The 12,584-nt window shown below is 59.7% G+C and carries 13 protein-coding genes; 1 reads left to right on the plus strand and 12 read right to left on the minus strand.

Annotation, left to right across the window (positions count from 1 at the left end; genetic code table 11):
- Positions 1–72: 72 nt before the first annotated feature.
- The 12 genes from PSJ8397_RS12455 to coxB all read right to left on the minus strand — a co-directional run bounded on the left by PSJ8397_RS12455 (position 73) and on the right by coxB (position 10,968).
- Positions 73–510, minus strand: coding sequence for a GNAT family N-acetyltransferase (locus tag PSJ8397_RS12455; protein ID WP_085864950.1), 438 nt, complete (start codon positions 508–510; stop codon positions 73–75).
- Positions 507–1,745, minus strand: coding sequence for an aspartate kinase (locus PSJ8397_RS12460; protein ID WP_085864951.1), 1,239 nt, complete (start codon positions 1,743–1,745; stop codon positions 507–509). The genes PSJ8397_RS12455 and PSJ8397_RS12460 overlap by 4 nt, the downstream gene beginning before the upstream one ends.
- A 61-nt stretch (positions 1,746–1,806) precedes the next feature.
- Positions 1,807–3,213, minus strand: a complete 1,407-nt coding sequence (locus tag PSJ8397_RS12465; protein WP_085864952.1) for an FAD-binding oxidoreductase — start codon at positions 3,211–3,213, stop codon at positions 1,807–1,809.
- A 133-nt stretch (positions 3,214–3,346) separates the two neighbouring features.
- Positions 3,347–3,931, minus strand: coding sequence for a GNAT family N-acetyltransferase (locus tag PSJ8397_RS12470; protein WP_085864953.1), 585 nt, complete (start codon positions 3,929–3,931; stop codon positions 3,347–3,349).
- Positions 3,931–5,196 (minus strand): M16 family metallopeptidase, encoded by a 1,266-nt coding sequence (locus tag PSJ8397_RS12475; protein WP_085864954.1) that lies wholly within the window; start codon positions 5,194–5,196, stop codon positions 3,931–3,933. Before PSJ8397_RS12475 ends, PSJ8397_RS12470 begins: the two co-directional genes overlap by 1 nt.
- Complete coding sequence (thrC, locus tag PSJ8397_RS12480; RefSeq protein WP_085864955.1) at positions 5,193–6,581, minus strand: threonine synthase; 1,389 nt, start codon at positions 6,579–6,581, stop codon at positions 5,193–5,195. The genes PSJ8397_RS12475 and thrC overlap by 4 nt, the downstream gene beginning before the upstream one ends.
- Position 6,582: 1 nt before the next feature.
- Positions 6,583–7,257 carry an SURF1 family protein gene (locus PSJ8397_RS12485; RefSeq protein ID WP_085864956.1) on the minus strand — a complete coding sequence of 225 codons (675 nt, stop codon included), beginning with the start codon at positions 7,255–7,257 and terminating at the stop codon, positions 6,583–6,585.
- Positions 7,258–7,355: 98 nt separating this feature from the next.
- Positions 7,356–8,159: a cytochrome c oxidase subunit 3 gene (locus tag PSJ8397_RS12490; RefSeq protein ID WP_085864957.1), complete on the minus strand. Its 804-nt coding sequence runs from the start codon at positions 8,157–8,159 to the stop codon at positions 7,356–7,358.
- A gap of 41 nt (positions 8,160–8,200) precedes the next feature.
- Positions 8,201–8,824, minus strand: a complete 624-nt coding sequence (locus PSJ8397_RS12495; protein ID WP_085864958.1) for a cytochrome c oxidase assembly protein — start codon at positions 8,822–8,824, stop codon at positions 8,201–8,203.
- The gene (locus tag PSJ8397_RS12500; RefSeq protein WP_085864959.1) at positions 8,824–9,084 is read right to left on the minus strand and encodes a hypothetical protein; all 261 of its coding nucleotides are present in this window, start codon (positions 9,082–9,084) and stop codon (positions 8,824–8,826) included. Before PSJ8397_RS12500 ends, PSJ8397_RS12495 begins: the two co-directional genes overlap by 1 nt.
- 3 nt (positions 9,085–9,087) lie before the next feature.
- Positions 9,088–10,029 (minus strand): heme o synthase, encoded by a 942-nt coding sequence (gene cyoE / locus PSJ8397_RS12505; protein WP_085864960.1) that lies wholly within the window; start codon positions 10,027–10,029, stop codon positions 9,088–9,090.
- Between the two features lie 84 nt (positions 10,030–10,113).
- Complete coding sequence (gene coxB, locus PSJ8397_RS12510) at positions 10,114–10,968, minus strand: cytochrome c oxidase subunit II (protein WP_085865135.1); 855 nt, start codon at positions 10,966–10,968, stop codon at positions 10,114–10,116.
- Positions 10,969–11,154: 186 nt separating this feature from the next.
- On the opposite strand from coxB, the gene tldD reads away from it, so the two are divergent.
- On the plus strand, positions 11,155–12,576 hold the full coding sequence (gene tldD / locus PSJ8397_RS12515; RefSeq protein WP_085864961.1) for a metalloprotease TldD: 1,422 nt from the start codon (positions 11,155–11,157) through the stop codon (positions 12,574–12,576).
- Positions 12,577–12,584 lie beyond the last annotated feature (8 nt).

Below are 12,584 nucleotides of genomic sequence, written 5' to 3' on the forward strand. Positions count from 1 at the left end.
TGATCGTGACCCGCATCAAAGACTAGACCTTAAAATGTGCCCCGGTCATCCCCACGGCCCAATAGACGACAATCACACATCCATGTCGTAGGTGGTGAAGGGAATGGGCGCGGCCAAAGTATCGTAAACCTTGCGGGCGCGGGCATTGTCATGTGCTGTGATCCAACGCACGGTGCCATGCCCGTCCGCCGCGGCCCGCACGCGGACGGCCTCAATCAACGTCTGCGCAGCGCCTGACCCACGTGCCGCGGGAGACACGAAAAGATCATCCAGAAACAGGCCAGTTTGCGCCGCCAACGGGCGGGCAAAAGGCCTGATATGGGCAAAGCCGATCAAAGTATCCCCATCAGCGGCCACAAGGCCGTCCACCTCATGCGCGGGGTCCATGATCCATTCCCACACAAGGGCGCGCATCTGGGGCGTTTGGTCTACCTGATAAAAATCGGCGTACCCCGCATATAGCGCATCCCACGCGGACCAGTCCGCCTGCTCAAGCGGGCGAACGATCACGCTGCTGTCTCTAGCCCGAACGCATCGTGCAGCGATTGCACGGCCAATTCCATGTACTTACGGTCGATCAGCACGCTGACCTTAATCTCGGATGTGGTGATGACCTTGATGTTGACGCCTTCGTCGCGCAGCGTCTCGAACATCTTGGCGGCCACACCCGCGTGGGACCGCATCCCGATGCCCACGATGGATACTTTGGCCACATTCGTATCGGCCACCAAATCGTGGAAGTTGATATCGCCGGCGGCCTTCGCGGCCTCCATCGCCTGTTCTGCGCGGGCGACCTGATCCACAGGGCACGAGAACGTCATATCCGTCCGCCCCTCCTCAGAGATGTTCTGGACAATCATGTCCACATTCACGCCCGCCTCAGCCAATGGGCTGAAAATAGCGGCGGCAATTCCGGGGCGGTCGGCCACCGAAATCAGCGTCATCTTGGCCTCATCACGGCTAAAGGCCACACCGGCCACGACATTGGATTCCATGATCTCTTCCTCCGCACAAACGAGGGTTCCTGCCTCGTCGGATTGTTCTTCAAATGAGCTGAGCACGCGCAAGCGCACCTTATACCGCATCGCCAATTCAACCGAGCGTGTCTGCAGGACCTTCGCCCCAAGAGACGCCAATTCCAGCATCTCCTCAAACGCGATCTTGTCCAGCTTGCGGGCCTTGTCGGTCACCCGAGGGTCGGTGGTGTAGACGCCATCGACGTCCGTATAAATGTCGCAACGCTCCGCCCCAAAGGCCGCAGCAAAGGCCACCGCCGTGGTATCAGACCCACCACGCCCCAGCGTGGTGATGCGCCCCTCAGGGCTGACCCCTTGGAAACCAGCTACGACCGCCACTTTCATGCCCTCACCGAATTTGGCCATGATGTTGTCCGTGGGGATTTCTTCAATCCGCGCAGAGCTGTGGGCACTGGTCGTTTTCACCGGCACCTGCCAGCCTTGCCAGCTGCGCGCGGGCACGTCCATTTCCTGCAACGTCAGTGCCATCAGCCCCGCTGTCACGTTCTCACCGGACGACACGACCGCATCATATTCACGTGCGTCATAGAGCGGCGACGTTTCACCGACAAAGCCCACCAGCTTATTCGTCTCACCAGACATGGCCGAGACGATGACGATCACGTCGTAGCCCTTCGCGACCTCAACGCCCACGCGTTTTGCCGCGCGTTTGATCCGGTCCAATGTGGCGACAGATGTGCCGCCGAATTTCATCACCAAAACTGGCATCGTTTGTCCCTATTTTACGGGTTCGCGCCCCCTTTAAGGGCCTGCGCCGCAGGACGCAAGGTCAGCCCCGCAAAACCGCACCAGGGTTGAGGATTCCACGCGGATCAAGAGCCTGTTTAATCGCCCGCATCATCGCCAGCTTGGCCGCATCTGCGTACTTTTCCAAATCCGCCACCTTCAGCCGACCGACGCCATGTTCGGCACTGACCGATCCCCCCATCTCGTGCACCAGATCATGCACGCATGCCTTCACCGCATCGCGCTGATGCTCATGATCCGCGCGGCTTCGGCCTGGCTGAGGAAAGACGTTATAGTGCAGATTTCCGTCACCCAGATGCCCGAAACAATTGATCCTGAAGTCATCGATCTGCGCCAGCAGTCCGGGCGCGCGGTCAATAAAGTCGGGCACCGCCGAAATGGGCACCGAAATGTCGTGCGATGACACCGACCCAATGCGCCGGTTGCCCTCCGGGATCATCTCGCGGATCGCCCACAGTTCATCTGCTTGGGCCTGCGATTGGGCGATAATGCCATCGCTGACCAAATCACCGGCCGCCTCAAACAGTGTCGTCAATGCCGCCTCCGGCGCTTGGCCTTGTCCCATGCCGACCTTCATCAAGACCGACCATTCAGGCGTTTGCGCGAAAGGCGCATGATACGACAACTTAGCCTCATCCAGAAAATCGAACCCCTGACGGTGGATCAACTCAAACCCGCTGATCGTCTCACCCAACACATCGCCCGCAAGGCCAAGCAGGTGCACCGCCGCTGCTGGGGACGGCACCACAAACATCGCCGTTGCCTCCTCCGCAGGGCGCGGCATCAGGCGCAAAGACGCGCCCGTGATCACACCCAAGGTCCCTTCCGATCCGATCATCAGATCGCGCAGATCATAGCCCGTGTTGTCCTTGCGCAGACGACTCATCCCGTTCCAAATGGTCCCGTCGGCCAGCACAACCTCAAGCCCCAGACACTGCGCCCGCGCATTGCCATAGCGGATCACATTCAATCCGCCCGCGTTCGTGGCCAAAAGCCCCCCGATCCGCGCCGACCCCTCTGAGGCCAAAGACAGTGGAAACAACCGCCCTGCATCAGCCGCCCGCTGCTGCACATCCGCAAGAATGGCACCTGCGTCGACCTCCATCACATTCTCATCAGCATAGACGCGACGAATGCGCCCCAACCGCCCCAAAGACAAAACCACAGGCACAGCCCCACCCGCACTCACTTGCCCGCCGACCAATCCCGTTCCGCCGGAATACGGCACAACAGGTACGCACGCGCCATGACAGGCCGCAACCAGCGCGGAAACCTCCTCAACCGAATCAGGGGACACAACAACACCCTGCCCCGCCCAGCGGCCGCGGGGCTCTTGCAAGAAGCCTGCCGGATCCGCCGCAAACGCGGCAGCAGGAAGAACAGCTTTCAACTGATCCACAAACTCAGACGTCGCCGACCTTAGCTCCATTCCGCACGCTCCTTCAAACCCCATCCCAAACTGGGCCCGACGCCCTGTTTCTTTGGGTCAAAAATACCTAAATTCCGCGCCCCGCAGGGGCGCCCCCGCCGTCCGCAGGACCCGATCGTCTGATCGACCCGAACTATCCTACATCCGTCCGCCCACGGCGATCATGCCGCAGGTTCGCATAAAGCACATGATTGCGCCAACGCCCGTTGATCTGCAAATAGGCCTGCGCCACGCCCTCGTACTTATAGCCACAGGTTTCCAGCAGACCGCGTGACGGTGTGTTTTCAGGCAAACAGCCCGCCTCAATGCGGCTCAAATCCAGCGTGTTGAACGCATAATGCACCACGGCCTCAATGGCTTCCCGCATATAGCCCTGCCGTGCATAAGCTTGCCCGATCCAATATCCTGTCGTGCCCGCCTGCGCAGGCCCGCGCCGGATATGATCCAGCGTGATGGCGCCCAAAACGCTCTTATCGCTGCGCCGGATCAAAAACAGGGGCACGGCGGTGCCGTTGGAAATGGATCGCTGCGCCCAGTAGACACGGTTGGTGAAACTCTTGCGGGTCAAATGATCTGCGGCCCATGTGGGCTCCCACGGCTGCAAAAACGCCGCGGACTCCTGTCGTAAGGCAGCCCATTGGCGAAAGTCGGAATGGATGGGCGGACGCAGGGTCAGGCGCTCCGTCTCCAGGCGGACCTTGCGACGCACCCGCAACATCAGGCCACCAATCGGGCTTTCAACGCATCAAGTTCCGGCGCGTCATCCACGGGGCCATAAAGGGCCAAGGCCGTTCCGGCAGATGTAATCAACTCACCGCCAAAAGCCCGCACGTCACCGGTCGTGACGGCATCAATCCGCGCGATCGTGTCATCAATCGTCGGCACCTCACCCCAAATCGCGACCATCCGCGCCAGACGTTCCGCGCGGTTTGACGGACTTTCCAGTCCCATCAACATTCCCGCTTTCATCTGCGCCCGTGCGCGGGCCACTTCTTCGGCACTCATATCGTCGGCTGCGCGCTTCATCTCGTCCATGGTCAGCGTCGCAAGCTCGGCCAGATCCTCAGCCGAGGTGCCGGCATAAACCGTCATCATGCCCGTATCGGCATAGGCGCCCGCTTGGGCAAATATCGTATAACACAGGCCGCGGTTTTCACGCAGTTCCTGAAACAAACGGCTCGACATGCCGCCGCCCATGGCGATGGCATGGATCTGGGCCGTATAGATGCCCGGATCGCGATAATTCGGCCCTTCAAAGGCCAGCGCAAAATGGGCTTGTTCCAACCCCTTAACGACCCGACGTTCGCCACCGGCAAACGCCGCCGCCTGGGCCGCTGGCGGCCGGGACCGGCGCGGCAGGTGACCAAAAAGCTTTTCTGCCAAGGCCAACAGCTGATCGGGATCAACAGCACCCGCCGCCGACAGGATCATCTGATCGGGGCCGTAATGCTCCCCCACAAAATTCGAAAGATCGTTGCGCGCAAAACTGCTGACCCGCTCGGTGGGTCCCAAAATCGTGCGGCCGAGGGCTTGATCGGGGAACGCTTCTTCCTGCAGCCAGTCGAAGATAATATCGTCCGGTGTGTCCAACGATTGACCGATCTCTTGCAAGATCACACCGCGCTCAACCTCGATCTCGTTTTGGTCGAACACGGGGTTCAGCAGGATATCCGCAATCACATCCAAAGCCAGCGGCACGTCGTTTTCCAAAACACGCGCGTAATAGGCCGTCATTTCGCGCGACGTATAGGCGTTTATGTAGCCGCCCACGTCCTCAATCTCTTCGGCAATCTGCAACGCGGACCGGCGATCGGTGCCTTTGAACGCCATATGTTCCAGAAAATGCGCGATGCCGTTCTGTTCGGGCCGTTCATGGCGCCCGCCTGCCATCACCCAAATCCCTAAGGAGGCGGATTTGAGGCCAGGCATTTGTTCCGTCACGATGCGGAACCCATTGGACAAGGTGTGCTGCTGGACGGTCACTGTTTAATCCGTTCCTTGATCAGGGTTTGCAGCGCCGCCAGATCATTTGGCACCTGCGTCACGCGTTCGTCCCGCTCATACAGGTCCGCCATGTGCGGCGGCAAGGGGGGATGCAGCCCCGTTGCCTTTTCCACAGCAGCCGGGAATTTGGCGGGGTGCGCCGTGGCCAGCGTGATCATCGGGGTGGCAGATTGATGGGCGTCGGCCACATGCACGCCAACGGCGGAGTGGGGGCACAGCAATTCGCCAGAGCGTGTCAGCTCAGACGTGATCGCGTGGAACGTCTCATCCTCCGATGCGCGGCCGGATGCGAAGGTCTCGCGCAACATCTCAATGGCACCCTGGCTGATGGTGAAAGCGCCTTTGTCCTTTAGGTCTGCCATTTGTTCGGCCACGGTTGCGCCATCGCGCCCGTTGGCCTCAAACAGCGCACGTTCGAAATTGGACGACACCTGAATGTCCATCGACGGACTGATGGACGGCGTTACGCCTTCCTTCACCTGCGCGCCGGTTTCCAGCGTGCGGTGCAGGATGTCGTTCTGGTTCGTTGCGATCACCAGCTTATCCACCGGCAGCCCCATGCGTTTGGCGATGTAGCCCGCAAAAATGTCACCGAAATTGCCTGTGGGCACGGTGAAGGACACAGGCCGCAGCGGCGCGCCCACGGCCACAGCGGAGGTGAAGAAATAGACCACCTGCGCCAGCACGCGCCCCCAGTTGATCGAATTGACGCCCGCAAGGTTCACCCCATCGCGAAAGTCGAAATCGTTGAACATATCCTTCAGCGCGGCCTGACAGTCATCAAAATCGCCATCCAGCGCCAGGGCATGCACGTTGCTTTCGGTGGGCGTGGTCATCTGGCGGCGCTGGACCTCAGACACGCGACCGTGGGGGTAGAGGATGAAGACGTCGACGTTGCTCAGGCCCCGAAACGCTTCAATCGCCGCCGATCCTGTGTCGCCCGATGTGGCCCCTACAATCGTGATCCGATTGCCCGACCGCGTAAGAGAGGCCTGAAACATCTGCCCGATCAACTGCATCGCGAAGTCTTTGAACGCCAGTGTGGGGCCGTGGAACAGCTCCAACAGAAAGTGGTTGTTGTCGAGCTGTTTCAAGGGCGCGCGCGCGGCGTGGTTGAAGCCCGCGTAGGCCGTGTCGATCAGATTGCGAAACTCATGATCGGTGAACGTCTCGCCGATAAAAGGCTTCATCACCGTGAAGGCCACGTCCTCATAAGATGCGCCCGCCATTGCGGCGATTTGATCGGTGCTCAGCGTCGGGATCTCTTCCGGTACATACAGGCCACCGTCGCGGGCAAGGCCTGTCATCATGGCCTCTTCAAACGTCAGCTTCGGGGCGGTCCCACGGGTTGAGACATACATCATATCAAGTGTCCTTCCGGCGCAATCCACGCGCCACATAAAAGATCGTCATCGCCCCCCACACGATCGCCAGCAGGCCCCATGTGATGGCATATTCCAGATGGTCGTTCTTGATCGTCCGCGTGTCGACGGGCAAGGGCGTCAAACGCGGGTCATAATCCGACGCGGCAGCCAAAACCACGAGGACAGGGTCCGTGTTCAGGGCTGCCGCCATGGCGGGCACGTCGCGGGCGTACCATTCATCTCCGTCGGGAGCCTGGTCTGAAACATCATCGGGCCAGATCAGATTGCCTTGGACCGTGACGGTCTGTGTTGCGGGGGCCGCGGCCTGTGCGGCGGTGTCGTCTTTTTCCAACAGGCCCTGATCGACCATGATGCGCCGACCCTCGCGGGTTTCAAACGCAGAAATGATGCGGTGGCCGGTGCCTGCGGGCGTGCCACTGTCAAGAAAGCGCAGTTCCTCCCCCGTGGGGGTGCCTTGCAGGATCACGGTCAGGTAATTGTCCGCCTCCGGGTCAACCGTTTCGGGAAGCGGAACAGGATCGGCAGTCAAGCGGGCCTCGATCTGTGCGATCACCGCCTCTTTCCACTCAAGCCGGTTGATCTGCCACACCATAAGGTGCAGCAAAATCGCAATGCCGCCTGCGCCGATGATCACTGGGAAAAGGAGTTTACGCATTGCGGGTCCTGCAGATGAAAAACGCGCGAGGGGAGGATCCCCCACGCGCGTTTTGTTCATGTCAGACGGGCAAGGTCAAGTGACCGAATGGGTCGGTCTTACTGGCCCCAGACGTAGACGGCGGCAAAGAGGAACAGCCACACTACGTCAACGAAGTGCCAGTACCATGCAGCGGCCTCAAACCCGATGTGTTTTTCAGCGGTGAAGTGGCCGCGACGCACACGCAGGTAGCACACGAATAGGAAGATCGTGCCGATCACAACGTGGAACCCATGAAAGCCTGTCGCCATAAAGAAGTTCGCGCCATAGATATTGCCTGCAAGGCCAAAGGCTGCGTGGCTGTATTCATAAGCCTGGAAGAACGTAAAGATCACGCCCAGAACAACGGCCAAAATCAAGCCGTTTTTGACGTCTTCTTTGTTGTCTTCATGGACCAGCGCGTGGTGCGCCCATGTGGCCGCCGCACCGGAACACAGCAGGATCAGCGTGTTGATCAGCGGCAGGTGCCATGGATCAAACGTCTCGATCCCGGCGGGGGGCCATTGGCCATCCACGGCGGGGGACTGTGGGCCCATGGGGTACATGGCGTGCTTGAAGAACGACCAGAACCATGCCGCGAAGAACATGACTTCGGACATGATGAACATGATGAAGCCATAGCGCAGGCCGATGCGGACGACGGGTGTGTGGTCGCCCTGATGGCTTTCGACGATGACCTCAGCCCACCATGCGTACATGCAGTAAAGAACACCCGCGAAGCCCATCAGGAACATGTAAGGGTTGTCTTTTGTATCCATCCAGACAACTGCGCCAAACAACATGACGAACACGGCAACGCCGGTCAGAAGCGGCCAGATCGACGGCGGCAGAATGTGATAATCGTGGTTTTTTTCGTGGGCCATAGTCGGTGTTCCCCTGGCGTTTAGGTCTTGGCGGTTTGGTCTTAATTCAGGTCAGGCGTTGTTCCGATGTCCAACGCCGCTTGTTCGTCTGCCCCAAGGGCAGCCTGTTCAATCTCTTCGGGCAAATCGTTCCGGTGGAACGTATAGCCTAAGGTGATGGTGTGTACATACTGGCCTTCACGGTCATCGACGATTGCAGGATCCACAAAGAAGGTCACTGGCATGTTGATCGTCTCACCCGGTTGCAAAACCTGCTGTTCGAAACAAAAGCAATCGATCTTGTCGAAAAACGCGCCTGCTTCATAGGGGGCAACGTTGTAGGACGCCGCACCTGCGATGGGCTGATCGGTCGGGTTTGTGGCCTCATAAAAGGCGAGTGCAGTTTCGCCGATACGCACTTCCATTTCACGCTGCACGGGCTCGAATGTCCACGGCATGTCGCGCGCGGTTGAGCTGTCGAACCGGACCGTGATGGTTTGATCCAGGATCACGTCGGACCCGGTAGACACGACGTTCGTCGCCCCACCAAAGCCGGTGACGCGGCAGAACCAATCGTAAAACGGCACCGACGCCCATGCGAGGCCGCCCATCAGAAAAACCACGCTGACCGCTTGGGTTGCGGTGCGGGTTGGGCCTTCGGGGATGCGGTTGAAGGGGTTGAACATCAGTTGCTTGCCTCCTCGTTCTGCGGTGCGGTGGCCGCACGTTCTGCGGCGCGTTCTTCGGCAGCCTCAAGCGCGCCGGGTTCCAGCTGCGGGCGCGCCACGTGGTCAAACCGTTCCAACTGGCGGATGTCGCTTAGCCCCAGAACCTTGACCACAGTCAGACCGAAAACGATGCCGATCAGGCCGAACAACAGCAGGAAAACCCCGATGTTACGGCCTTTGCGGCGCTGGTGCATTTCATGTTCGACCTTCATCGCCATGGCTTACCACCCCGCCCAGGCTGTGAGCCCGTAGGCACGCAGCAGCGCTTCGATCAACAGCGCGGTGAAGTGGCCGAACAAATAGTAAAGCGAAACCTTGAACGTGTGTTTTTCCACCGCATGATTGTCGGCGTCACTGTCCGCATCAGTGCGCGTCCAGATGTCGTAACAGCCTTTGAGGAACCACAGGTTCAGCGCAACGGCCACGGCCAGATAAAACGGGCCACCAACGGAGGTGAACCCAAGCCACAGAGCGACCACAACGAGAGGCACGCAATAGCCCAGGATGTGGTTGCGCGTTGCCTTGCGGCCGTGGGTTTCTGTCAACATAGGCACATTTGCGTCGCCGTAGTCAGATTTCACAAACAGTGCCAATGCCCAGAAATGCGGGGGCGTCCACATAAAGATGAGTGCGAACATCAGAACGCTTTCGATGCTTATCCCACCAGTGGCCACAGCCCAGCCAATCATCGGGGGGAAGGCACCTGCAGCACCGCCGATCACAATGTTCTGCGGGGTCGAGCGTTTCAGCCACATGGAATAGATGACGGCGTAAAAGAAGATCGTGAAGGCGAGCAGACCCGCCGCAAGCGCGTTTGTCGCCAAAAACAGCAAAATGACAGCGAAGAAGGACAGGGCCAAGCCAATGCCCAGCGCCTCACCCGGTTGTACGGCACCAGACGGAATCGGCCGATTGACCGTGCGTTTCATCACGGCGTCGATGTCCGCATCCCACCACATATTCAACGCACCAGAGGCCCCTGCCCCCACTGCAATGCACAAAATCGCAACAAACCCGACAAACGGGTTCACGCCAACAGGGGCCACCAACAGCCCAACGAGCGCCGTAAACACCACCAGTTGCATGACACGCGGCTTCATCAGGGCGAAATAATCGCCCATCTGCGCGTCTTGCGTCTGCGTATGGTTGGTTGCGTCTGTCATGGCTGCCTTATCACATTGCATGAAGTAGTTTCAGGGCGGGCCTCGGCGGTGTGCCTGACCCCGCCCGTCAAGACTGCGGACCGCTTATGCGGGGAATTCGACCTTGGCCTCGGCCAACCACTCTTCATAGACGGCTGGATCGACGACCTTGACCGTGATGGGCATGTAGGCGTGGTCCTTGCCGCACAGCTCAGAACACTGGCCAAAGTAGATGCCTTCACGCTCGGCCTCAAACCACAGTTGGGCGAAACGTCCAGGCACGGCGTCCTGCTTCACTCCGAAAGACGGGATCGTCCAGGAATGGATGACGTCAGCACCGGTAACCGTCATCACGACAGTTGCACCCACAGGAACGACAACAGCGGTGTCTGTGGCCAGACGGAATTCATCCTCAGAGTATCCGGCTTCTTCAAGCTGGGCGATGATGTCGTCGTTCAAATTCCCTTCGTTGTAGCCGATCATGTAGGACTCAAAAAACACGTCTTCGTCCGTGTACTCATAAGACCAGAACCACTGGTATCCCGTCACGGTGATATTGATGTCACCCTCTGGGATCTCCTGTTGCTTGAACAGCACCGGCAGGGAAAACGCGCCGATGAACACAAGGATCACGATCGGCACGACGGTCCATGCGACCTCCAGCGGGGAATTGTGGGTGAACGTCGCAGGCTCAGGGTTACGCTTGGCGTTGTAGCGGATGATGACCCAAGCCAGCAGCCCCACGACGAACAGCGAGATGATCGTGATGATCACCAGCAACATGCCGTCCAGCCAAACCAGATCACGCATCAGCTCAGTCGCGGCGGGCTGAAACCCTGTCGCACCCGGAGTGGGCGCGCCCACGATCTCAAGGTCCTCAATGGCGGTTTGTGCCTGCGCTGCCGTGGCGCCAAAAGCGGCGGCGGCTGCCAAACCCATACGTTTTGCGAAGTTCATCATAGGTGTCTCGATCCCTTGCTTGGCGCGGGGCTGTGCGCCGACTTGGTTGTTCCCATGGTTCCGTGCAGACGGAATCCCGTTGTATTCAGGCGGGGTCATCCCATATCCTGTTCAGCAACTCAAGCGATCCAGACGTGTCAAACCGTCGCTTTTTGATCCAAATCAGAGAAACAGTCAGGAAAGTTCATGGCGCACGACCCATTCCGCCCGTTTGAAACGAATCTGGATCACGATCGTGCCCTCGATCTGGTCCGGCAGGCCACCGCAGGCGCCGATGACGGAGAGCTGTTTTTGGAACGCCGCCGGTCTGAGGTTCTGGCCTATGACGACGGGCGCGTGCGCACTGCCAGTTATGACGCCTCCGAAGGGTTCGGTCTGCGGGCCGTGCGCGGTGAGGTTGCAGGCTATGCCCATTCGACCACCATCGACGAACACGCCCTGAAACGTGCAGTCGAAACCGCACGGCTGGCCGTCGGTGCGGGCGGCGGCACATTGGCAGACGCCCCCAAAGGCACCAACACCCACCTTTACACCGATGCCGCCCCCATGGCCGAGGCGACATTTCCCGCCAAGATCGATCTTCTCAAGGAAATCGACGCATTTTGCCGCGATCTGGATCCACGCGTGGTGCAAGTCAGCGCGACCTTGGCCGCGTCCCACCAAGAGGTCTTGATCCTGCGGCCTGAAGGCACGTTGGTGACAGACACGCGGCCCATGGCGCGGTTGAATATCTCCGTCATTGTCGAAGACAACGGGCGCCGTGAAAGCGGTGGCATGGGCGGCGGCGGGCGCACGGGCCTTGTGGGGTTGATCAGCCCTGATCATTGGCAACCTGTGGCGCGTGAGGCTTTGCGCATTGCGCTGGTTAACCTCGACGCGGAACCCGCACCAGCCGGTGTGATGGATGTTCTGCTAGGCCCCGGCTGGCCCGGGATCTTGCTGCATGAGGCCGTGGGGCATGGCCTTGAGGGGGATTTCAACCGCAAGGGCACCTCTGCCTTCGCGGGCCTGATGGGCCAACAGGTCGCGGCCAAAGGTGTGACCGTGCTGGACGATGGCACAATCCCCGACCGGCGCGGATCCATTACCGTTGACGACGAAGGCACGCCATCGGGCAAGAACGTCTTGATCGAGGACGGCATTCTCGTAGGCTATATGCAAGACCGTCAGAACGCCCGCCTGATGGGGGTTGAACCAACAGGCAACGGCCGCCGTGAAAGTTTTGCGCACATTCCGATGCCCCGCATGACCAACACCTATATGTTGGGCGGCGAGGCAGACCCCAAAGACATGCTCGCCGGTTTGCAGGACGGCATTTATGCTGTGGGCTTCGGTGGCGGTCAGGTGGATATCACGAACGGCAAGTTCGTCTTTTCGTGCACCGAGGCCTACCGCGTGAAGAACGGCAAGGTCGGCGCGCCCGTCAAAGGGGCCACGTTGATTGGCGACGGGGCCACTGCGATGAAACAGGTTCGCGGCATCGGCAATGACATGACGCTTGATCCCGGCATCGGCAATTGCGGCAAGGCTGGCCAGTGGGTGCCTGTGGGTGTTGGACAGCCCTCGCTGTTGATTGGGGGACTGACCGTCGGGGGTGCCGCGGCCTAGAGAGGCCG

Source organism: Pseudooctadecabacter jejudonensis (assembly GCF_900172275.1).
GTDB classification, from domain to species: Bacteria; Pseudomonadota; Alphaproteobacteria; order Rhodobacterales; family Rhodobacteraceae; genus Octadecabacter; species Octadecabacter jejudonensis.

Excerpts from the sequence above, each read along its gene's own strand:
- PSJ8397_RS12490 (WP_085864957.1), bottom strand. The coding sequence starts at position 8,159 with ATGGCCCACGAAAAAAACCACGATTATCACATTCTGCCGCCGTCGATC.
- PSJ8397_RS12495 (WP_085864958.1), bottom strand. The coding sequence starts at position 8,824 with ATGTTCAACCCCTTCAACCGCATCCCCGAAGGCCCAACCCGCACCGCA.
- tldD (WP_085864961.1), top strand. The coding sequence starts at position 11,155 with ATGGCGCACGACCCATTCCGCCCGTTTGAAACGAATCTGGATCACGAT.
- PSJ8397_RS12460 (WP_085864951.1), bottom strand. The coding sequence starts at position 1,745 with ATGCCAGTTTTGGTGATGAAATTCGGCGGCACATCTGTCGCCACATTG.
- coxB (WP_085865135.1), bottom strand. The coding sequence starts at position 10,968 with ATGATGAACTTCGCAAAACGTATGGGTTTGGCAGCCGCCGCCGCTTTT.
- PSJ8397_RS12470 (WP_085864953.1), bottom strand. The coding sequence starts at position 3,931 with ATGTTGCGGGTGCGTCGCAAGGTCCGCCTGGAGACGGAGCGCCTGACC.
- PSJ8397_RS12485 (WP_085864956.1), bottom strand. The coding sequence starts at position 7,257 with ATGCGTAAACTCCTTTTCCCAGTGATCATCGGCGCAGGCGGCATTGCG.
- cyoE (WP_085864960.1), bottom strand. The coding sequence starts at position 10,029 with ATGACAGACGCAACCAACCATACGCAGACGCAAGACGCGCAGATGGGC.
- PSJ8397_RS12500 (WP_085864959.1), bottom strand. The coding sequence starts at position 9,084 with ATGGCGATGAAGGTCGAACATGAAATGCACCAGCGCCGCAAAGGCCGT.
- thrC (WP_085864955.1), bottom strand. The coding sequence starts at position 6,581 with ATGATGTATGTCTCAACCCGTGGGACCGCCCCGAAGCTGACGTTTGAA.
- PSJ8397_RS12465 (WP_085864952.1), bottom strand. The coding sequence starts at position 3,213 with ATGGAGCTAAGGTCGGCGACGTCTGAGTTTGTGGATCAGTTGAAAGCT.